Annotated in this window: 17 protein-coding genes; 5 read left to right on the top strand and 12 right to left on the bottom strand. The window is 64.3% G+C overall.

Features of this window, described 5'->3' with window-relative positions:
- A complete protein-coding gene (locus tag XF30_RS30905) occupies positions 1-1,803 on the top strand; it encodes a glycoside hydrolase family 15 protein (RefSeq protein ID WP_109144763.1) in 1,803 nt (600 codons plus the stop codon).
- A 209-nt stretch (positions 1,804-2,012) separates the two neighbouring features.
- Here the strand turns inward: XF30_RS30905 and XF30_RS30900 are convergent, their stop codons facing one another.
- From XF30_RS30900 to XF30_RS30875, 6 genes are read right to left on the bottom strand one after another with little or no spacing between them, the layout of a single operon-like run.
- The gene (locus tag XF30_RS30900; RefSeq protein ID WP_109144762.1) at positions 2,013-2,825 is read right to left on the bottom strand and encodes an HAD family hydrolase; all 813 of its coding nucleotides are present in this window, start codon (positions 2,823-2,825) and stop codon (positions 2,013-2,015) included.
- Positions 2,822-3,328, bottom strand: a complete 507-nt coding sequence (locus XF30_RS30895) for a gluconokinase (protein ID WP_249785477.1) — start codon at positions 3,326-3,328, stop codon at positions 2,822-2,824. Before XF30_RS30895 ends, XF30_RS30900 begins: the two co-directional genes overlap by 4 nt.
- A 22-nt stretch (positions 3,329-3,350) precedes the next feature.
- Complete coding sequence (gene pgl / locus XF30_RS30890) at positions 3,351-4,100, bottom strand: 6-phosphogluconolactonase (protein ID WP_192893471.1); 750 nt, start codon at positions 4,098-4,100, stop codon at positions 3,351-3,353.
- A complete protein-coding gene (gene zwf / locus XF30_RS30885; protein ID WP_109144759.1) occupies positions 4,100-5,611 on the bottom strand; it encodes a glucose-6-phosphate dehydrogenase in 1,512 nt (503 codons plus the stop codon). The genes pgl and zwf overlap by 1 nt, the downstream gene beginning before the upstream one ends.
- Positions 5,612-5,640: 29 nt before the next feature.
- Entirely contained in the window at positions 5,641-6,639 is a 999-nt protein-coding gene (gnd, locus tag XF30_RS30880) for a phosphogluconate dehydrogenase (NAD(+)-dependent, decarboxylating) (protein WP_109145917.1), read from the bottom strand.
- 13 nt (positions 6,640-6,652) lie between these two features.
- Complete coding sequence (locus XF30_RS30875) at positions 6,653-9,502, bottom strand: bifunctional transaldolase/phosoglucose isomerase (RefSeq protein ID WP_109144758.1); 2,850 nt, start codon at positions 9,500-9,502, stop codon at positions 6,653-6,655.
- A gap of 870 nt (positions 9,503-10,372) precedes the next feature.
- On the opposite strand from XF30_RS30875, the gene XF30_RS30870 reads away from it, so the two are divergent.
- Genes XF30_RS30870 through XF30_RS30860 form a run of 3 tightly spaced genes read left to right on the top strand, consistent with a single transcriptional unit; the run spans position 10,373 to position 15,159 of the window.
- Complete coding sequence (locus XF30_RS30870; protein ID WP_036007284.1) at positions 10,373-12,316, top strand: PrkA family serine protein kinase; 1,944 nt, start codon at positions 10,373-10,375, stop codon at positions 12,314-12,316.
- Between the two features lie 30 nt (positions 12,317-12,346).
- Positions 12,347-13,624, top strand: coding sequence for a YeaH/YhbH family protein (locus XF30_RS30865; RefSeq protein WP_192893469.1), 1,278 nt, complete (start codon positions 12,347-12,349; stop codon positions 13,622-13,624).
- Positions 13,621-15,159, top strand: a complete 1,539-nt coding sequence (locus tag XF30_RS30860) for a SpoVR family protein (RefSeq protein ID WP_109144756.1) — start codon at positions 13,621-13,623, stop codon at positions 15,157-15,159. Before XF30_RS30865 ends, XF30_RS30860 begins: the two co-directional genes overlap by 4 nt.
- A 213-nt stretch (positions 15,160-15,372) precedes the next feature.
- Here XF30_RS30860 and XF30_RS30855 read toward each other — a convergent pair whose 3' ends face one another.
- The 6 genes from XF30_RS30855 to XF30_RS30830 form a co-directional block, all read right to left on the bottom strand.
- The gene (locus XF30_RS30855) at positions 15,373-15,813 is read right to left on the bottom strand and encodes a DUF1801 domain-containing protein (RefSeq protein ID WP_109145916.1); all 441 of its coding nucleotides are present in this window, start codon (positions 15,811-15,813) and stop codon (positions 15,373-15,375) included.
- Between the two features lie 11 nt (positions 15,814-15,824).
- The gene (locus XF30_RS30850) at positions 15,825-16,028 is read right to left on the bottom strand and encodes a hypothetical protein (RefSeq protein ID WP_036007290.1); all 204 of its coding nucleotides are present in this window, start codon (positions 16,026-16,028) and stop codon (positions 15,825-15,827) included.
- 39 nt (positions 16,029-16,067) lie between these two features.
- A complete protein-coding gene (locus XF30_RS30845; RefSeq protein WP_109144755.1) occupies positions 16,068-16,496 on the bottom strand; it encodes an SRPBCC family protein in 429 nt (142 codons plus the stop codon).
- Entirely contained in the window at positions 16,493-16,816 is a 324-nt protein-coding gene (locus XF30_RS30840) for an ArsR/SmtB family transcription factor (protein ID WP_109144754.1), read from the bottom strand. Before XF30_RS30840 ends, XF30_RS30845 begins: the two co-directional genes overlap by 4 nt.
- A gap of 222 nt (positions 16,817-17,038) precedes the next feature.
- Positions 17,039-17,488, bottom strand: coding sequence for a DsrE family protein (locus XF30_RS30835; RefSeq protein ID WP_109144753.1), 450 nt, complete (start codon positions 17,486-17,488; stop codon positions 17,039-17,041).
- A 39-nt stretch (positions 17,489-17,527) separates the two neighbouring features.
- Positions 17,528-18,148 (bottom strand): hypothetical protein, encoded by a 621-nt coding sequence (locus tag XF30_RS30830; RefSeq protein WP_109144752.1) that lies wholly within the window; start codon positions 18,146-18,148, stop codon positions 17,528-17,530.
- A 321-nt stretch (positions 18,149-18,469) separates the two neighbouring features.
- On the opposite strand from XF30_RS30830, the gene XF30_RS30825 reads away from it, so the two are divergent.
- A complete protein-coding gene (locus tag XF30_RS30825; protein WP_109144751.1) occupies positions 18,470-20,002 on the top strand; it encodes an SUMF1/EgtB/PvdO family nonheme iron enzyme in 1,533 nt (510 codons plus the stop codon).
- Positions 20,003-20,019 lie beyond the last annotated feature (17 nt).

Here is a 20,019-nt window from a genome sequence, read left to right as displayed (position 1 = left end):
TTGGCTCAAAGGATCGAGGACTATGCGCTGATCGGCGATTGCGAGACCGCGGCGCTGGTCGGGCGCAACGGCTCGATCGACTGGCTGTGCTGGCCCGCCTTCGATTCCGACGCCTGCTTCGCCGCCATCCTCGGTACCCACAAAAACGGCCGCTGGCTGATCGCGCCGAGCGAGGGCGCAACCTCCATCTCGCGGCGCTATCTCGGCAACACCCTCATCCTCGAAACGCGCTTCGAGACGAAGAATGGCACCGTCGCGCTGATCGATTTCATGCCGCTGCGCGGCAAGGCGTCCGACATCGTGCGGCTGGTCCGCGGCATCCGTGGCACCGTGAAGATGCGGATGGAGCTCGTCATCCGCTTCGGCTTCGGCGCGGATATTCCCTGGGTGCGGCGGATCGACCATTCCTTGATGGCCATCGCCGGCCAGGACATGACGGTGCTGCGCACGCCGGTCGAGACCCGCGGCGAGGATCTGACCACCGTCTCGGACTTCGAGGTGAAGGAAGGCGAGACCGTGCCATTCGTGCTGACTTACGGTCCCTCGCATCTCGCCCCGCCTGCGCCGATCGATGCGGAGCTGGCGCTTCAGGAGACCGAAAAATTCTGGGAGAACTGGTGCGGCCATTGCACCCGTGACGGCGACTATCAGGAGCTGGTCCTGCGCTCGCTGATCACGCTGAAGGCGCTGACCTTCGCGCCGACCGGCGGCATCGTCGCGGCACCCACCACCTCCTTGCCGGAGAAGCTCGGAGGCAGCAGGAACTGGGACTATCGCTTCTGCTGGCTGCGCGATGCCACCTTCACGCTGCTGGCGCTGATGAACTCGGGTTACACCGAGGAAGCCCTGGCCTGGCACAATTGGCTGCTGCGCGCGGCCGCCGGCTCCCCTTCGAACATGCAGATCATGTACGGCATCTGGGGCCAGCGGCGCCTCCTGGAATGGGAGGCGGGCTGGCTCGACGGTTATGAGGGGGCGCAGCCGGTGCGCGTCGGCAATGCCGCCCACGCGCAGCTCCAGCTCGATGTTTACGGCGAATTGATCGACGCCTTCCACCAGTCGCGCATGGCGAGGCTCAAGCTCGACGACGAGACGACCTGGGCGCTGGAATGCGCCGTGCTCAATCATCTGGCCGAAGTCTGGGACCGGCCCGACCACGGCATCTGGGAGCGGCGCGGCCAGCCCAAGCACTACGTCTTCTCCAAGGTGATGACCTGGGTCGCCTTCGACCGCGGCATCAAGAGCGCCGAGACCTTCGGCTTCAAGGCGCCGCTGCTGCACTGGCGTGCGCTACGCGAAGCCATCCATCGCGATGTCTGCAACAGGGGATTCGATGCGGAGGAAAATGCGTTCGTCGAATCCTACGGCTCGAAGATGCTCGACGCCAGCGTGCTGCTGCTGCCCGCCGTCGGCTTCCTGCCGGCGGACGACCCGCGCATCCGCGGCACCATCGCGGCGGCCGAAAAATGCCTGATGCGCGACGGCTTCGTGCTGCGGCACGACCCGCGCGAGCTGCCCCCGGACCAGCCGCCGCTCGAAGGCGCCTTCCTGGCCTGTACCCTATGGCTCGCCGATGCCCATGTGCTGTCGGGCGATCTCGACAAGGCGCAAGTTCTGCTTGACCGCGTGGTCGGCATCGCCAACGACGTCGGGCTACTGGCCGAAGAATACGATTCCGTGGCCCGCCGCCAGACCGGCAATTTCCCGCAGGCGCTGACCCACATCGCGCTGATCAACACGGCGCACAATTTGTCGGCGGCAAGGCAAGGCAGCGAGAAGCCGGCGGTGCAGCGGTCGAAGTAGTAGGAAGAGCCGTCAGGCGCTTTTGCCCCCACGAGCACGGTGCACTCCCTCTCCCGCTTGCGGGAGAGGGTTGGGGAGAGGGTGTCTCCGCAATGGGATAGCCCCCTAGAGGAGAAAGCCCTCACCCGCGCCTTCGGCGCGACATCTCCCGCAAGCGGGAGAGGTTGCACCGAGCCCGTGGCAATCGAGTCAATCTAAGCCATTCCGCTTTAGCCAACCCCATTCCGCGTCAAGATCATCTCCATCGCCTCGGCAAAGCCGTCCTGCTCGTTGGTCGCAGTGACATGCGTCGCCTCGTCCTTGACGTTGTCGGCGGCGTTGCCCATGGCGATCGAGGTGCCGCTGACGCGGAACATGGCGAGGTCGTTCTGCATGTCGCCGATGGTGGCGACCGCGTCGGTCGAGATGCCCAAGCGCTTGGCCATCGCTTGCACGAATGTGCCCTTGTTGAAGCCCGGCGGGGTGATGTCGAGATAATAGGTCTGCGAGCGCACCGCGGTCGCCGCGCTGCCGAGGGCTTCCTGCATCACCTTCTCGCACGCCTCGAGCCGGGCGGCGTCGGCGCTGGCGCCGACGATCTTGCAGGCGCTGGCAAGGTAGGGCGAGAAGTCAGTCACGATCGTCGGATCGGAACGGATCGTGTGCCGCTCGTGCGCGACGTAGCTGCCGCTGGGATTGTCGATCAGCCATTTGTCGGTGGTGAACAGCCAGACGTCGGCGCCGTAATCGCGGAGGATCTGCAAGGTGCGCTCGGCCGCGCGCGCTGGAATCAGGTGCTGCTCGACCGGCCGCATCTCGGGATCGACGATCGAGGAGCCGTTGAACGGGCCGACCGGCAGCCACAGCGCCAGCGGCTCGATCAAGAAGCGCATGCCGATCGCCGGACGGCTGGAGGTGATGGTGAAACCGATGCCAGCCTGGTGCAGCCGCTGCACGGCGTTCTTCGCGCGCTCCGTTAGCGTTTTGTCCTTGGTCAGCAGCGTGCCGTCGACGTCGGAGACCACGAGTGAGATTTGGGTCATGGCAGAACCTTGGGTGTTGCGGCGCCCAGTTTGAGCTGCCGCACGATGCCGTCCACGATCGCCTCGACGGTCTCGTCGATCGAGACGGTGATGACGTGCTCGCCCGGCTCCGGCGGCTCCAGCGTCTCGAACTGGCTGGCGAGCAGTCCGGGCGGCATGAAGTGCCCTTTGCGTTGCGCCAGCCGCTCGGCGATCAGCTCCTTGGTGCCCTTCAGGAACACGAAGCGGACGTCATCGCGTCCGCGCAGCAGCACGTCTCGATAGGCGTGCTTCAGCGCCGAGCAGGCGATGATGACGTGCTCGCCGCGGCCGCAGACCCGCGCGATTTCGTCGGCGATGGCATTCAGCCAGGGCCAGCGGTCTTCGTCGGTGAGGGGATGTCCGGCCCGCATCTTCTCGACATTGCTGGCGGGATGGAAGCTGTCGCCGTCCTCGAACCGCCAGCCGAGGCGCTCGCCGAGCGCCTTCGCGACCGTGCTCTTGCCCGAGCCCGACACGCCCATCACGATCAATGCACAGGGTGCTTCAGCGCGGCCCACGAATGTCCTCCGGAAGCGCGGCCTTGTCGACCAGCCAGACGGTCTCGCCGTTCGAGCGCGCGCGTAAGGCCGGCAGATTCTCGCCATTGCAGAGGCGCGTCAAGATCGGCCGCTTGTCTTGCCCCGCAATCTCGAACAGCATCTCGCGGCAGGAGGCCAAAGCGGGCAGGGTGAGCGAGACCCGCGGCACGAACGGCGCAACGTTCGCCTTGGGAACGCCGACGACCCAGCGTCGGGTCTCCTCGATCTCGGGAAAGCCAGGAAACAGCGAGGCGGTGTGGCCGTCCGGTCCTGCGCCCATCAGGACGAGATCGAACAGCGGACGTGCGGGATCGAGCTGGTCTCCGCCATAGAAGGCCTGCAGCTCACGCGCATAGGCTTCCGCAGCGGCATCGGGATTGTCGGCTGTGGTCGGGATCGGGTGAATATGGCCGGCGGGCGCGTGGCGATCGAGAAAGGTCGCGCGGGCGACCGCCATGTTGTTGAGGGGATCGCTGTCGGGCACGAAACGCTCGTCGCCGATGAACCAGTGCACGCGCTCCCACGGAATCCTGCCGCGCCAGGCCTCGCTGCCGAGCAACTGATACAGCGTCCTCGGGCTGGAGCCGCCGGTGAGGCAGATCGCGATGCGGCCGGCATTGGCCGCGATCCGCGCCAGCACGCGTTCGGCCGCGGCGCGGGCGAGAGCTTCGGCATCGGCCTCGACGATCAGCTTCGGCTGCACGGCCTGAGCCATCACGAGAACTTTCGCCAGCTTCGCCCGTCGCGCCGGAGCAGCTCGTCGGCGCAGGCAGGGCCGTCGCTGCCGGCTTCATAGGTTTCGATGCCGTTGCTGCCCGCGCTCTTCCAGGCGTCCAGGAACGGCTGCACGGCCTGCCAGCCGGCCTCGATGCCGTCGGCGCGCTGGAACAGGATGTTGTCGCCGATCATGCAGTCGTAGATCAGCGTCTCATAGCCGGTCGAGGGATCGGCGCGGAAATAGTCGCCATAGCGGAACTTCATCTCGACGCCGTCGATGGTGATGCTCGGCCCCGGGATCTTGGCGTTGAACTGCAGCTCGATGGTCTCAGTCGGCGCGATGCCGATGGTGAGGAAGTTCTGCGACAGCCGGTCGACGTCCGTCCCTGAGAACATCGACAGCGGGGCCTGCTTGAACTTGATCGCGACTTCGGTGCGCTTGTGGCCGAGCGCCTTGCCGGTGCGCAAGTAGAACGGCACGCCTGCCCAGCGCCAATTGTCGATCATCAGCTTGAGCGCGACAAAGGTCTCGGTGGTGCTGTCGGGCTTGACGTCCGCGGTCTTGCGATAGTCCGTGATCTCGTCGTCGCCGCTGCGGCCCGCGAGATATTGCGCGCGCACCGAATTCTTCAGTGCGTCCTCCCGGCTGGGCAGCTGGATCGATGTCAGCACGTCCGCCTTCTCGGAGCGTACGGAATGTGCGTCGAAGCGGGCGGGAGGCTCCATCGCGACCAGCGACATCAGCTGGAACAGGTGGTTCGGCACCATGTCGCGCAGCGCGCCGGTGGCATCATAGAAGCCGCCGCGGTGGCCGACCCCGAGCTTCTCTTCCACGGTGATCTGGATGTGGTCGATGTGGTTGCGATTCCAGATGGGCTCGAACATGCCGTTGGCAAAGCGCAGCACCAGGATGTTCTGCACCGTTTCCTTGCCGAGATAATGATCAATCCGGTAGATCTGGTGCTCGTCCATGATCTTCAAGAGTTCGGCATTCAGCGCGCGGGCCGAGGCCAGATCGGTGCCGAACGGCTTTTCGATCACGAGCCGCCGCCAGGCGCCGTTCTCCCTCATCATGCCGGTGCGGCCGAGCTCCCGCGCGGTCGGCGCGAACGCGGCCGGCGGCGTTGCAAGATAGAACAGCCGGTTGCCGCCGGTGTCCTGCGCGCATTCCAGCGAATCCAGATGCTGGCGCAGGCGGTCGAAGGAGGGCGGATCCTTTGCGTCGGCCTCGACGAAGGTCACGCATTCCAAAAGCCTCGTCGCGATGTCGTCGTCCACCGGGCGCGTCGCGAATTGCCGCAAGCCCTTCAGCAGGCTGTCGCGCAGCTCCTCATCCGACTGGCCCCTGCGGGCGACGCCGACGACGCAGAATTTCTCCGGCAGAAGATGCTCGGCGGCCAGGTTGTAGAGCGAGGGCATCACCAGGCGATGGGTGAGATCGCCGGTGACGCCGAAGATGACGAAGGCGCAATTGTCCGGCTTGCGCTTTGGCTGCGGGTCTTTTGTCACGAATGGTCGGCCTTCGCTTGGTTTACGCGTTACTTCGGCTTCGCCGCGCCCGGCTGCGTCGGCTCCTTGTGCCCGCCGAACCCTGCACGCATCGCCGAAAGAATTTTTTCGGCGAAGGTGTGTTCTTTGCGGGACCGGAAACGTGTGTAGAGCGCCGCGGTCAAAACCTCGGCCGGCACGGCCTCGTCGACCGCCGCATTCACGGTCCAGCGGCCTTCGCCGGAATCCTCCACGAAGCCGGAATATTCCGACAGTTGCGGACTGTCGGCGAGGGCGGTCGAGGTGAGGTCGAGCAGCCAGGACGGAATCACGCTGCCACGCCGCCACACTTCGGCGATGTCGGCGAGATCGAAATCGTAGCGATGATCCGCCGGCAAAGCCTCGATATTGGCATTCCTGAGGATGTCGAAACCTTCGGCATAGGCCTGCATCAGGCCGTATTCGATGCCGTTGTGGATCATCTTGACGAAATGGCCGGCGCCGACGGGCCCGGCGTGGATGTAGCCTTGCTCGACGCGGGGATCGCGGCCCTCGCGCCCCGGCGTGCGCGGAATGTCGCCGGCGCCCGGCGCGAGCGCCGCAAAGATCGGATCGAGCCGGTCGACCACCTGCTTCTCGCCGCCGATCATCATGCAGTAGCCGCGGTCGAGCCCCCACACGCCGCCTGACGTGCCGACATCGACGTAATGGATGCCGCGCGCCTTCAGCGCCTTGCCGCGGCGGACGTCGTCCTGCCAGAAGGTGTTGCCGCCGTCGATGATGACGTCGCCTTCCTGCATCACGGCGGCGATCGTCTCGATCGTGGTCTCGGTGATGCGTCCTGCCGGCAGCATCACCCAGGCCGTGCGCGGCCGCTCCAGCTTGGCGACGAACTCTTCCAGCGTCGCCGAGCCGACCGCGCCGTCGGCGGCAAGGCCCGCGACGGCCTTGGCGTCCTTGTCGTAGACAACGGTCGAATGCCCGTGCCGCATCAGGCGGCGAACGATGTTGCCGCCCATTCGGCCGAGGCCGATCATGCCGAGTTGCATCTGCATTATTCCTTTAGTTCAGCGCGTCGTTGAGCGCTGCATTGAGCGCGGCAAGGCCTTTCTTGAGCCCACCCTTCAGGTGCACCCGCAGCGCACGCCGGCCGCGTTCCGTCAGCACGTCGAAATCGCCGCGCGCCTGCGCCGCCTTGATCACGCCGAAGCTCGCCTTCTGGCCCGGCACAGGCAGGTCCTTGGCGTCATCGGCGGTGATCTGGAGGAAGACGCCGCTGTCGGGCCCGCCCTTGTAGGCCTGTCCCGTCGAGTGCAGGAAGCGCGGGCCGAACTCGGCGCAGGTTGCGACATGCCGCTTCTCGCGCACCTCGAGGCGCATGGCCTGAAGCGCGTCGATCGTGGCCTTGTCGCGCGCGATGTAGCCGAGCAGGGCGACGTAGTCTCCGTCGTTGGATCGCGACAGATGCGCCTTCAGCCAGGAGCCGAGATCGCCATTGGCGCCGGCGGCGCGTAGCGCCGTGGCATTGGCCTCGTCGGTGTAGAGATCGGCTTCCTTGGTGCTGACCACCGGCTCTTCCGCCGGCAGCTTGCCGGTCTTCTCGAACGCGGCGGTGAGCTCGCGGGTCTTGATCTTGGCTGCTTCGACGTCCGGCTGGTCGAACGGATTGATGCCGAGAATGCTGCCGGCCACGGCGGTTGCCATCTCGAAGCGGAAGAACTCCTGGCCGAGATGCTCGATCGACTTCATGACGATGCGCACCACGGGGTGGCCCGCCGCCTCGATCGCGGCAAGCTGGGAATCGTGTGCTGCGTCCGCTTCGCCTTCGACGCGGATGTCGATGAAGAAACGGTCGTTGCCGTAGACGGAGGGATCGCCCAGCGGCTCGCCCTCGATCGGGATCAGGCCCTTGCCCTCCTTGCCGGTCGATTCCGCGATCAGCTGCTCGGCCCAGGCGCCGAAATCGGCGATCTTCTTCGACGCCAGGATCGTCACCTTGTCGCGGCCTTCGAGTCCCGCGAGACCTATGGCAAGGCCGAGCTGCACGCCCGGGTTTTCGGACGGCGGCACATCGGGGCCACAGGAGCGGGCCATCGCCAGCGCATGCTTGACGAAGCTCTTGACGTCGATGCCCGCGGTTGCCGCCGGCACCAAGCCGAAGGGCGAGAGCACCGAATAGCGTCCGCCGATCGAGGGCTCGCCATGGAAGATGCGGGCGTAGTTCAGCTGCTTCGCCGCCTTCTCCAGCGACGAGCCGGGGTCGGTCACCGCGATGAAGCGATGCCCGGTCTTCACCTTCGGCCCCACCGCCTTGGCAACCTGCTCGTGGAAATAGTCCTTCATCGCGTTCGGCTCGGTGGTGCCGCCGGACTTACTGGAGACGATGAAGACGGTGTTGGCGATGTCGATCTTCGCCTCCATCGCCCGCACCTGTGCCGGATCGGTGGAGTCGAGCACGTGCAGCTTGGGGAAGCCGGGCTTCTTGCCGAAGGTCTCCGCCAGCACCTCGGGGCCGAGGCTGGAGCCGCCCATGCCGAGCACGACGGCGTCGGAGAATTTCTGGCCCTTCACGCGGCCCGCATAGTCCTCGTAATCGGCAATGTCGGCCTGGTGCGGGCTGTCGAGCCAGCCGAGCCATTTGTCCTCGTCCGCACCGGTCCAGACCGACTTGTCGCGCTGCCACAGCCTGCGGATCTTGGCCGACGCCCGCCATTCCTCAGTGGTCTTGGCCAGCGCCTTGCCGAGCCCGTCGCCCAGCGAGAGCTGCTGGCGGTCGAGTGCGGGCCCGAGCACGACGGCGCGCTTGTGGGCGACGGCGCCGTAGAGCTTGTCGGCGGCATCCGCAAACAGCTTGACGCCGTCCTTGACCAGCTCCTCGGCAATCGCATCGAGCGAGATGCCGGAGCGCTCCAGCTCCTCCAGCACGCGCTTCGCGTCCTCGACGTTCTCCTCCAGGCTGTCGCGCGGCTTGCCGTGGTCGCGGAACGCATCCAGCGTTGCCGGCGGCACGGTGTTGATGGTGTCGGGGCCGATCAGCTCCTCGACATAGAGGACGTCGCTGTAGTCCTTGTTCTTGGTGCCGGTGGAGGCCCACAGCATGCGCTGCGGCTTGGCGCCCTTGGCGGCGAGCTTCTCCCAGCGCGGGCCTGCGAACAGGCGCTTGTAGTCCTGATAGGCGAGCTTGGCGTTGGCGATCGCCACCTTGCCCTTGAGCGCGGCGAGACGTTCCTTCTCGGACGGATCGTTGGCGCGGGCGATCTTCTCGTCCAGCTGCTTGTCGACCACCGAATCGATCCGGCTGACGAAGAAGCTGGCGACGCTGGCCACATGCGACGGATCGCCGCCGCCGGCGACGTAGGTCTCCAGACCGGCGATGTAGGCCTCGGCCACCTCGAGATAGACCGCCTTGGAGAACAGCAGCGTGATGTTGATGCTGATGCCCTCGCTGATCAGCTGCTCGATCGCCGGCAGGCCCTCCGGCGTCGCCGGCACCTTCACCATCAGGTTCTTGCGACCGACGTCCTTCCAGAGCCGCCGCGCCTCCGCGATCGTGCCCGATGTGTCCATGGCGAGATAGGGCGAGACCTCCAGGCTGACATAGCCGTCGCCGCCCTTGAGGCGGTCGTAGACCGGGCGCAGCACGTCGGCGGCGTTCTGGATGTCCTCGATCGCAACGGCCTCGAACAGGTCGGCCACGGTGCGGTCGCCGCGCTTCAGCGCCTTGCCAATCGGAGCGTCATATTCGTCCGAGCTGCCGATCGCCTTCTCGAAGATCGACGGGTTGGAGGTGACGCCCTTGACGCCGTCGGTGTCGATCAGCCGCTTCAGGTCGCCCTTGGCGATGAAACCGCGGGCCAGGAAGTCGAGCCAGACCGCCTGTCCGTGCTTTTCCAGTTCTTTGACGGGATTCATGATGCCTATTTATCTCCAAGCCTGCGGACGAGGGGTTTTCGCGAAGGTCCTGACGCGCTATCCTCTAGCCTAGATGCACCCGGGAGGGAACCAATCAAGGGTGCGGGAGTCATACCCTCCAGTGTAACTCCGTCGCGATCATGGCGATCCCGGCGGTCACGCTCACTGTTGCGTAAAGGTCGTTCGCCATCCGGCCGATCTGAGCGCTTCGCTGCCCCAACGGGCATGTCGTCGTCATCCACTCCTACGCATCCGCGATCTCCGCATCGACATTGAATTTCTGCCACGGGGTTCGATGGCGGAGATCTTGCTCGAAGATTGCCGCGGTCACGAAATGATCGTGCTGAGGCCGACACCGGACATGCGAAGAGCTCCGCAGCATCCCGAGCCGGCGCTACGCGCAGAACGATCGCGTTACGATCGCGTTGTCATCCGTCGGGTGGGCTGGCCTGGCAGCGATTGTGTCACGGTGCTGCGCGCCTGTCGCCGACTTCACCGCGGCCACCGGCGAACACCGCATTGCAGCAGGAAGATGAACGGGGACCGCAAGGCTTCGCCGTACCAGCGTCATAAGATCGCCGCTCCCGGACCGCTATGCTGCATCGCCGGATAGGGCCATCCCCGGGAAGGCCCGGATGTGGCGACCGAGTGACATTTTCTGGAAATGAGCCAGAATAGACAGAGATTCGCACAAATTACAGGCAGGTGCCTGTTCGTAACTCATGGAGTGCCTACGTTGTGCGTTGCGTCGAGTCGGCACCAGGGTGTCCAATGATCGTCATGTGCTCACGCTGATTCGAAACGGCCTGAGGAACGGTCCGGTAACTGCTTTCGTTTCAGCTTGTAGCGGAACTCACGCGGAGAGGGATCATGTACAACGATTCTCTATTCAACGCTTTCGCTCGGTCGTTCGAGGCGAGAAGCCAGCACGACATGTCGATGGCGGAATATCTGGAATCGTGTCGAAGCGATCCCATGAAATACGCGAACGCGGCCGAACGACTGCTAGCGGCGATCGGTGAGCCTCAGACGATTGACACGGCCAAGGACCCACGCCTTGGCCGTATTTTTTTGAACCGCACCATCCGTACCTATCCGGCCTTCGCCGGCTTCTACGGCATGGAAGAAACCATCGAGCGCATCGTCGGTTTCTTCCGCCATGCGGCGCAAGGTCTCGAAGAGCGCAAGCAGATCCTCTATTTGCTCGGCCCGGTCGGCGGCGGCAAGTCCTCGCTCGCCGAGCGGCTCAAGTCGCTGATGGAAGTGCAGCCGATCTACGTGCTCAAGGCCGGCGACGAGCTCTCGCCCGTGTTCGAGAGCCCGCTCAGCCTGTTCGATCCCGATCAGCTCGGTCCGATGCTGGAGGAGAAGTACGGCATTCCGCGCCGTCGCCTCACCGGCCTGATGAGTCCGTGGTGCTACAAGCGGCTCGAAGCCTTCGGCGGCGACATCTCGCAATTCCGGGTCGCCAAGATCCAGCCGTCGCGGCTGCGCCAGATCGCGATCGCAAAGACCGAGCCCGGTGACGAGAACAACCAGGACATCTCCTCGCTGGTCGGCAAGGTCGACATCCGCAAGCTCGAGACCTACGCCCAGAACGATCCCGACGCCTACAGCTATTCCGGCGGCCTCAACCGCGCCAACCAGGGCGTGCTCGAGTTCGTCGAGATGTTCAAGGCGCCGATCAAGATGTTGCACCCGTTGCTGACCGCAACCCAGGAAGGCAATTATATCGGCACCGAGAACATCGGCGCGATCCCGTTCACCGGCATTATCCTGGCGCACTCGAACGAAGCCGAGTGGGCGAGCTTCAAGGCCAACAAGAACAACGAAGCCTTCATCGACCGCATCTGCGTCATCAAGGTGCCCTACTGCCTCAGGGTCACCGAGGAGCAGAAGATCTACGAGAAGCTGATCCAGGGCTCCGAGCTCGCCTCGGCTCCTTGCGCGCCGTCGACGCTGGAGACGCTGGCGCGGTTCTCGGTGATGTCGCGCCTGCGCAAGCACGAGAACTCCACCCTGTTCGCCAAGATGCGGGTCTACGACGGCGAGAGCCTGAAGGAATCCGATCCGAAGGCGCGCAGCGTCCAGGAATATCGCGACGCCGCCGGTGTCGACGAGGGCATGGATGGCGCCTCGACCCGATTCGCCTTCAAGATCCTGGCTGCGACGTTCAACCACGATCCGCAGGAGGTGGCCGCCGACGCCGTGCATCTGATGTACGCGCTGGAGCAGGCGATCCGCCGCGAGCAGCTGCCTGAGGAGACCGAGAAACGCTATCTCGAGTTCATCAAGGCCGAGCTCGCACCGCGCTACGCCGAGTTCATCGGCAACGAGATCCAGAAGGCTTATCTCGAATCCTACTCGGATTATGGGCAGAACCTGTTCGATCGCTACGTCGACTATGCCGACGCCTGGATCGAGGACCAGGACTTCAAGGATCCCGATACCGGCCAGCTGCTCGATCGCGAGCTTTTGAACCAGGAGCTGACGAAAATCGAGAAGCCGGCGGGCATCGCCAACCCCAAGGATTTCCGCAACGAGGTCGTCAAATTCTCGTTACGCTCCCGGGCCCAGAACGGCGGCAAAAACCCGACCTGGACCTCCTACGAGAAGATTCGCGATGTGATCGAAAAGCGGATATTCTCCCAAGTCGAGGACCTGCTTCCGGTCATCTCCTTCGGGTCGAAGAAGGACGGCGAGACGGAGAAGAAGCACGGCGAGTTCGTCGCACGCATGGTGGAGCGCGGCTATACCGAACGTCAGGTTCGCCGGCTCGTCGAATGGTACATGCGCGTGAAGCAGGCCGGTTGAGGCGGATGGGAGGCGAATGGTAAAGTGCCCATTCACATTATTGACAGGCGCCTGAATCCAGGCGGCAAGAGTCTTGAGAACCGCCAGCGGTTCTTGCGTCGGGCCAAATCCCTGGTGCAGGGCGCCGTCAAGAAGACCTCGCAGGAACGCGACATCAAGGACGTCCTGGAGGGTGGTGAGGTCACGATTCCACTCGACGGCATGCACGAGCCGCGTTTCCGCCGTGAAGGCGGGACGCGCGACATGGTCCTGCCCGGCAACAAGAAGTTCATCGAAGGCGACTATCTCCAGCGCTCCGGGCAGGGCAGCGCCAAGGATTCCGGTCCCGGCGAAGGCGACAGCGAGGATGCCTTCCGTTTCGTGTTGAGCCGTGACGAGTTCGTCGATCTGTTCCTCGACGACCTCGAGCTTCCGGATCTCGCCAAGCGCAAGATCGCACAGACCGAGAGCGAAGGCATCCAGCGCGCCGGCTACACCATGACCGGCTCGCCCGCCAACATCTCGGTGAGCCGGACGGTGAAGCTCGCGCTCGCCCGCCGCATCGCGCTCAAGCGTCCGCGCAAGGACGAGATCGAAGAGCTGGAAGCCGCGATCGAAGCATGCACCGACGAGGACGAGCGTGCGGCTCTCGTGGCCCGGCTCGAAACATTGAAGGCGAAGTCGAAGCGCATCCCCTTCATCGATCCGCTCGACATCCGCTACCGGCGCTTCGAGACGGTGCCCAAGCCCGTCGCGCAGGCCGTGATGTTCTGCCTGATGGACGTCTCCGGCTCGATGTCCGAGCACATGAAGGACCTGGCGAAACGCTTCTACATGCTGCTCTACGTGTTCCTGAAGCGGCGCTACAAGCACGTCGAGATCGTCTTCATCCGCCACACCGACCGCGCCGAGGAGGTCGATGAGCAGACCTTCTTCTATGGTCCGGCCTCGGGCGGCACGCTGGTCTCCAGTGCGCTGCAGGCGATGCACGAGATCGTGCGCGAGCGCTTCAACCCGTCGGATTGGAACATCTACGCCGCGCAGGCTTCCGACGGCGACAATGCCTATTCCGACGGCGAGCTCACGGGGCTCCTCTTGACCGAGAAGATCCTGCCGGTCTGCCAGTTCTTCGCCTATCTCGAGGTCGGCGAGGCCGGCGGCAGCGCCTTCGATCTCTCCGACTCCTCGCTCTGGAGCCTCTACGAACGCCTGCGCAACAGCGGCGCCCCGCTCTCGATGCGCAAGGTCTCGGAGCGCAGCGAGATCTTCCCGGTGTTCCACGATCTATTCCAGCGCCGCGACACTGCCCAGGAGAAGGCCGCTCCATGAAGGAACGTTTGTTCGAAGGCGCCGATTGGGATTTCCACACCTTGCAGCGCATCACCGATGCCTGCGAGGAGGTGGCGTTGAAGGATCTCGGCCTCGACGTCTATCCGAACCAGATCGAGGTCATCACCGCCGAGCAGATGCTGGACGCCTATTCGTCGGTCGGCATGCCCTTGTTCTACAAGCACTGGTCGTTCGGCAAGCACTTCGCGTTCCATGAGGCGTCCTACCGCAAGGGCCTGATGGGGCTGGCCTACGAGATCGTCATCAACTCCTCGCCCTGCATCTCCTATCTGATGGAGGAGAACACGGCGACGATGCAGACGCTGGTGATCGCGCACGCCGCCTTCGGCCACAACCATTTCTTCAAGAACAATTATCTGTTCAAGCAATGGACCGATGCCGACGGCATCCTGGACTATCTCGACTTCGCCAAGAACTACGTCATGCAGTGCGAGGATCGCTACGGCCGCATCGAGGTCGAGCGCACGCTCGACGCCGCGCACGCGCTGATGTCGCACGGCATCGACCGTTATCCCGGCAAGAAGAAGCTCGATCTGCGCGCCGAGGAGAAGCGGGCAGGGCGTCGCCGTCAGCACGAGGAGGAGGTCTTCAACGATCTCTGGCGCACCGTGCCGAAGGGCGCCGCCAAGAGCCGCTCCACGCTCAGCATCGAGCGCCGCCGCAAGCTGCTCGGCCTGCCGCAGGAGAATTTGCTGTATTTCCTGGAGAAGAGCGCGCCGCGGCTGGCGCCCTGGCAGCGCGAGCTGCTCCGCATCGTTCGCCACATCGCGCAATATTTCTATCCGCAGAGCCAGACCAAGGTCATGAACGAGGGGACGGCGACCTACGTCCATTATCGCATCATGACCAAGCTGCACGAGCAGGGTCGCATCAGCGACGGCAACTTCCTCGAATTTCTGGGGTCGCACACCAATGTGGTGTTCCAGCCCGAATTCGACGACCCGCGCTTCTCGGGCTTCAATCCTTACGCACTCGGTTTTGCCGTGATGCAGGACATCGAGCGCATCGTCAGCAATCCCGAAGACGAGGACCGCGACTGGTTTCCCGACATCGCCGGCAAGGGCGACGTCATGGGCGTGCTGCGCGACGTCTGGGCCAATTACCGCGATGAGAGCTTCATCGGCCAATTCCTGAGCCCGAAATTGATGCGGCACTTCCGCATGTTCCACCTGCACGACGATCCCGAGGAGCGCGCCGGCATCCGGGTCGACGCAATCCACGACGAGCGCGGCTTCCGCCGCGTCCGCCGTGAGCTGGCGCGGCAGCACGATGTCGGCTTCATCGATGCCAATATCGAGGTGGTCGACGTCGATCTCTCCGGCGACCGCCGCCTGATCCTGCATCACCACGTCATCAAGGGCTCGCAGCTCAACGAGACCGACGCCAAGCGCGTGCTCCAGCACCTGGCCGATCTCTGGACCTACGACGTCGCACTGATCGAGGTCGACGCCAACGACAAGGTCCTGCGCGAATACGTCGTCAGCCCGCGCCCGATAGCGGCGGCGGTGGCGTGACGGGGGCTGCCTACATGGGGCACCACGCGAGATGCGCATTGATGTGCCCTCGCCCCTTGCGGGAGAGGGCAGCGACGCCGGCAGACATAAGCTCACTGGGGTGAGGGGTATCTCTCCGCACTCTCCCGTGCCGATGGAGACCCGTCATCCGGCGCTTCGCGCCACCTTCTCCCGCAAGGGGAGAAGGAAGGCACTTGTGGCGGCCCATCGCGTCTACGAGGCTGATCGCTTCCCCGGCTTCTTCTTGCTCGCATTCAGCTCGACCGCCGCGCGGATCAGCGCCTTCAACGCGTTCTCGTTGATCGTTTCGCCCTCGCGAATATCGATCGCGCGGCGCACATTGCCGTCGAGGCTGGAATTGAAGAGACCTGCGGGATCCGCCAGCGCGGCGCCCTTGGCGAAGGTCAGCTTCACGACCTCCTTGTAGGTCTCGCCGGTGCAGATGATGCCGTCGTGCTCCCAGACGGGAACACCGCGCCATTTCCACTCTTCGACGACATCAGGGTCGGCCTCCTTGATCAGCGCGCGAACCCGCCCCAGCATCTCGCCGCGCCAGTCGCCGAGCTCCTTGATCCGGCCGTCGATCAGCTTGGATGGCGAGGCGGTACCTGCTTGCTTCGCGCTGCTCGTCTTCGCCGCCACGGGCTTCTTCATCATGGCCTCGTTCACGCGTTGCTGCGGCCGCGATAAGGTAGCGCGAACAGATAGAGCCCGGTCGCGAGCAGCGGAATCAGCGGCACCAGCGCCAGGAAGCCGATCCACACGGCCTCGACTTGCATCGTCATCGCCACGATGTTGGCGATGACGGCAAGCGTGAAAGCCATCGACAGCCAGCGATGAATCTGCCGAATCCACATAGGCGTGCTCATTGGGACCTCCTTTGAGAATGATCGGAATGGGTGGTGGAGCTAGCTCGCCCGCGCCAGCAAATCGTCCAGCTTGGCCAAAAACTGCTTCCAGCCGGCATGCGCGCCGCCGAACGCCTGTTTCTGCGTCGGGCGGAAGCCCGCCTGCTCGACGCGCAGATGCGTGCCCGCGCTCGTCGGCGTCAGCGTGAAGGTGACGATGCTCTTGAGGTCGAAGGCGGCGTCCTCATGCGAGAAATTCCAGGTGTAGGCCAGCGTCCTCTGCGGCTCGATGGTGAGCACCTCGCAGTCCAGCACGCCGCCCCATTCGCCGCGCAGATTGAAGCGATGGCCGACGACCGGCCTGAAGTCGTTCTTCATCAGCCATTCCTCGATCAGATGCGGCTGCGTCAGCGCGCGCCAGAGCCGCTCGGCGGGATAGGCAAATTCGCGCTCGATCACGACGGAGCGCGTCTCGGCGGGGGCGTTCATTGGTCCATCCTCTTCAGGAGATCGTCGAGGGCATCTAACCTTTTCTGCCAGAACCCGGCCATCTGGCTGGTCCAGTCGATCAGCGGATTGAGCGCACCGGGCTGCGCGCTGTAATGGGTCTGCCGTCCTTTGTGCCGGTCGCGAACCAGGCCCGCCTGCTTCAGGGCGCCAAGATGTTTCGACACCGCCGGCTGCGACACGCCGGATCGTGCCGTCAGCGCCCCGACCGTCTGCTCCCCCTCACGGCACAGCCGCTCGAAGATCGCTCGCCGGGTGGGATCGGCGAGCGTCCGGAACAGAAGGTCGGGGGTGGGAGGCATGAAAAATCCATAACCGGGAGGTTATGGGTAGACTCATAACTGCAGAGTTATGGGTGAGTCAAGTGGACTTGGAGCGGAAATTGCTGTCGCTCGCGCAACGTCCTCCGCCGTCATTGCGAGCGCAGCGAAGCAATCCAGAATCCCTCCTCGGAGACAGTCTGGATTGCTTCGTCGCAAGGGCTCCTCGCAATGACGGAGAATGTGGAGGCGCCCCGCGAAACGCTACGGCCGCAAATACAGATACCCCTGCGACTGCAGCTCGGCCAGCCGGACCACGCCGCCCTTCTCGGCGTTGATGAAGCCCGGCAGCAGCTCGCTCAGCGTCACGTTCTGCGCCTTCATCGTGTTGCCGCAGGCGGCGAGCTCGACGCCGCCCTTTGAGAAGTCACCGACGCGCTTGCTGACGTCGGGGTTGGCCTGCGCCGAGTGAAACGCCTTCAGCGCCGGGCCGTGGATCACCAGCGCGATCGTCACGTGCTCGGGGCCGCCGACGCCGTCGATGTGGTTCTGGATATTGCCGAGCACGAAATGGACCTTCTCGGCGTCGCTGAGATGGTAGGCGACTTTCAGCTTGCCACTCGCGCTCACTTCCGTCGCGGCTCTGGCGCCGGAGGCGCCGAGTGCTGCGCCCAAAGCCGAGACGGCGCTCCACAAGATGCTGCGGCGGTTCATGGCATTCTCCCTGGATTGCCTGACATTGCCGCAGGCATATCACTTGTGGCGCAGCGCCGCGAGTTCCTTGCGGTCGGTCACCAGCGAGGCGCACTCGCGATTGTCGGCCCGGTCGAGCCGGAAAATCTTGTCGTCGGCGCCGGCGGTCAGCGAATGCTCGGCGTCATCGTCCGGCTTGTTGTTCTGCCAGACCCTGACACGTTCGAGCCGGACGATCGCGGACTTGTCGTCCTTGGAGAGCGCAACGCCGATGCCGCCGCCATCGCAGTCGACGCCGCAGCCGAGGCGGACCTCGTCGCCGCTCCTGGTGAATACGGCGTGGTTGCACGAGCCGCTGGAGTCGAAATCGCCGCTGCGGTGACGGTACCTGAAGCCAAGGCGGAAGGAATGGTGAAGCTCCTTGTCCTCCTTGTCGAATTCCGCGGAGATCAGCAGCTTCATCGCGGCGACCTTCTGCTTCGGATGCCGCGCCAGATGGTCGGCATCGTAGCGGCGGACGAAGCAGGCATAGGCCTTGTCGCCGGGAGGCTTCGCATACATCCGCGTATTGAAGGTCTCGGCCTCGGCCTTACCGGCCTCGCGGATATCGTCGACTTCCTCGGCGCGGCCGACGCTGGTCAGCGCAGCAAAAGTGAGGGCAGCAAGGATGACGAGCTTCATAAGGGCCTCGTGCACACGACAATTTCGTCGCAGCAGGACAGAGCTGCTGTCTGTTAGACGCAGAATTGGTGACCCGCGTTCAACCGTCGCAAGCCGCTCGAGCGGTGGTCGCGGTGCGGATTCGCGCAACTCGCTTCACGCTCCGCCTTAGTCACTGATGGGCTCGAGAAGGTTCAAGCGGTGAAGCGGGCGGCTCTTCGGAACTTGAAGCCTGCAATCGCTGCGACATTGTCTCGGTTCGTCAATGTGATAGCCTTCACAGACGATCGCCTTTGGCGGTCGTAGGCTGGGGCTGCCTTGTAAGTTTGTGGAGTCCCCCGCATGGGCGAAATTCGCAACTTCAGACCCGGAAATCCCGACGAGCCGCCGCCGCACAGCGGAATGCCTCGCCGTCTCGCCGCGATCATCGTCGGCGATATCGTCTCCTACAGCCGGTTGATGCAGGCCGACGAGGAAGGCACGCATGCCCGCGTCAAGCGGATCGAGCGCGACATCATCCAGCCCAGCATCATCGAGCACCATGGAAGTCTGGTGAAGACGACCGGCGACGGTTTCATCGCCATATTCGACAGTCCCGTGGAAGCCGTTCGATGCAGCATCGTCATCCAGCAGAATCTCGTCGGCCGCAACGCCTCCATTCCCAAGCATTCCCGGCTCGAATATCGGATCGGAGTCAATCTCGGTGACGTCATCGTGGAGCCGGACGACATCTACGGTGACGGCGTCAACATCGCCACGCGTATCGAGGGCATCGCGGAGCCGGGGCAGGTCTTCATATCCGGCGCGATCTACGAGCAGATCAAACACAAGATCGTATGCGGCTATGAGTCGCTCGGCGACCGCAAGGTCAAGAACATCACCGATCCGGTGCGCGTGTATCGTGTGCTGCCGGACGCTGATGCGGTCGGCAAGACAAGAAGCCGGCGTGAGAACGCGCTGATCTTTTTGCTGGCCATTACAGTGCTGATGATGGCCACCGGCGTGCTCTGGTATTTGCTGGCGCAGCCCGGCAGGATCGGCGAGCAGGCTGCCGCGCCGCCCACCGCTCCGGTCGTCTCACCGGTTCCTCAGCCATTGCCGAGCGAGGCGGCGAAGCAGACGCCGCAACCCTCTCCGTCATTGGCTTCGTCGCCTTCGGCCCCGACTCCGGCTCCGGCTCCCAGCCCATCGGCAACGCCGGTGCGCGAGCCCGAAATGATCGCCATTCGCGGCGGCAGCTTCGCCATGGGAAGCAACGACGATCCGACCGAGCGTCCCGTCCACCAGGTCACGATCAAGCCGTTCTCGATCGGAAAATACCCGGTGACGGTGCAGGAGTGGAACGAATGCGCTGCCGCCAAGGCGTGCGGATTCACGGCCACCGGCAAGGACGATGCCCCGGTCAGCAATGTGAGCTGGACCGATGCGCAGCAATATGTCGCCTGGCTCGCGCAAGCGACGAAGAAGCCCTACCGGCTTCCGAGCGAAGCCGAATGGGAATATGCGGCACGCGGCGGGACACAGACCAAATATTGGTGGGGCGACAAGCTGCAGCCGGGCATGGCCGGCTGCAAGGATTGCGGTGAACTTGCGACCGAGCAGCCGGCCAAGGTCGGCAGTTTCAAGCCAAATCCGTTCGGGCTTTACGACATGGGCGGTGGCATCGATCAGTGGGTCGCGGACTGCTGGCACCGGACCTATCAGGGCGCGCCCAGCGACGGCTCGGCGCGGACCAGCGCTGACTGCAGCTCTCATGTCCTGCGCTCAGGCTCCTGGAAGAACGATTCGAGATATGTGCGGCCGTCAAACCGCGGTGGATACGACACCGGCGTCCGTTACCCCACGCATGGATTCCGGATCGCGCTCAGTCCGTAGGTACTGGAGTCAATTTG

Origin of the sequence: Bradyrhizobium sp. SUTN9-2 (assembly GCF_003122645.1) — a bacterium.
In the GTDB taxonomy this organism is placed as follows: domain Bacteria; phylum Pseudomonadota; class Alphaproteobacteria; order Rhizobiales; family Xanthobacteraceae; genus Bradyrhizobium; species Bradyrhizobium yuanmingense.
Note: the sequence above shows the minus strand (reverse complement) of the source record. Positions and strands in the feature narration are given on the sequence as shown.

Excerpts from the sequence above, each read along its gene's own strand:
- XF30_RS30870 (WP_036007284.1), top strand. The coding sequence starts at position 10,373 with ATGTACAACGATTCTCTATTCAACGCTTTCGCTCGGTCGTTCGAGGCG.
- XF30_RS30835 (WP_109144753.1), bottom strand. The coding sequence starts at position 17,488 with ATGAACCGCCGCAGCATCTTGTGGAGCGCCGTCTCGGCTTTGGGCGCA.
- XF30_RS30900 (WP_109144762.1), bottom strand. The coding sequence starts at position 2,825 with ATGACCCAAATCTCACTCGTGGTCTCCGACGTCGACGGCACGCTGCTG.
- XF30_RS30845 (WP_109144755.1), bottom strand. The coding sequence starts at position 16,496 with ATGAACGCCCCCGCCGAGACGCGCTCCGTCGTGATCGAGCGCGAATTT.
- XF30_RS30875 (WP_109144758.1), bottom strand. The coding sequence starts at position 9,502 with ATGAATCCCGTCAAAGAACTGGAAAAGCACGGACAGGCGGTCTGGCTC.
- XF30_RS30860 (WP_109144756.1), top strand. The coding sequence starts at position 13,621 with ATGAAGGAACGTTTGTTCGAAGGCGCCGATTGGGATTTCCACACCTTG.
- XF30_RS30895 (WP_249785477.1), bottom strand. The coding sequence starts at position 3,328 with ATGGGCGTGTCGGGCTCGGGCAAGAGCACGGTCGCGAAGGCGCTCGGC.
- XF30_RS30855 (WP_109145916.1), bottom strand. The coding sequence starts at position 15,813 with ATGAAGAAGCCCGTGGCGGCGAAGACGAGCAGCGCGAAGCAAGCAGGT.
- XF30_RS30840 (WP_109144754.1), bottom strand. The coding sequence starts at position 16,816 with ATGCCTCCCACCCCCGACCTTCTGTTCCGGACGCTCGCCGATCCCACC.
- XF30_RS30825 (WP_109144751.1), top strand. The coding sequence starts at position 18,470 with ATGGGCGAAATTCGCAACTTCAGACCCGGAAATCCCGACGAGCCGCCG.
- pgl (WP_192893471.1), bottom strand. The coding sequence starts at position 4,100 with ATGGCTCAGGCCGTGCAGCCGAAGCTGATCGTCGAGGCCGATGCCGAA.
- XF30_RS30850 (WP_036007290.1), bottom strand. The coding sequence starts at position 16,028 with ATGAGCACGCCTATGTGGATTCGGCAGATTCATCGCTGGCTGTCGATG.
- XF30_RS30830 (WP_109144752.1), bottom strand. The coding sequence starts at position 18,148 with ATGAAGCTCGTCATCCTTGCTGCCCTCACTTTTGCTGCGCTGACCAGC.
- gnd (WP_109145917.1), bottom strand. The coding sequence starts at position 6,639 with ATGCAACTCGGCATGATCGGCCTCGGCCGAATGGGCGGCAACATCGTT.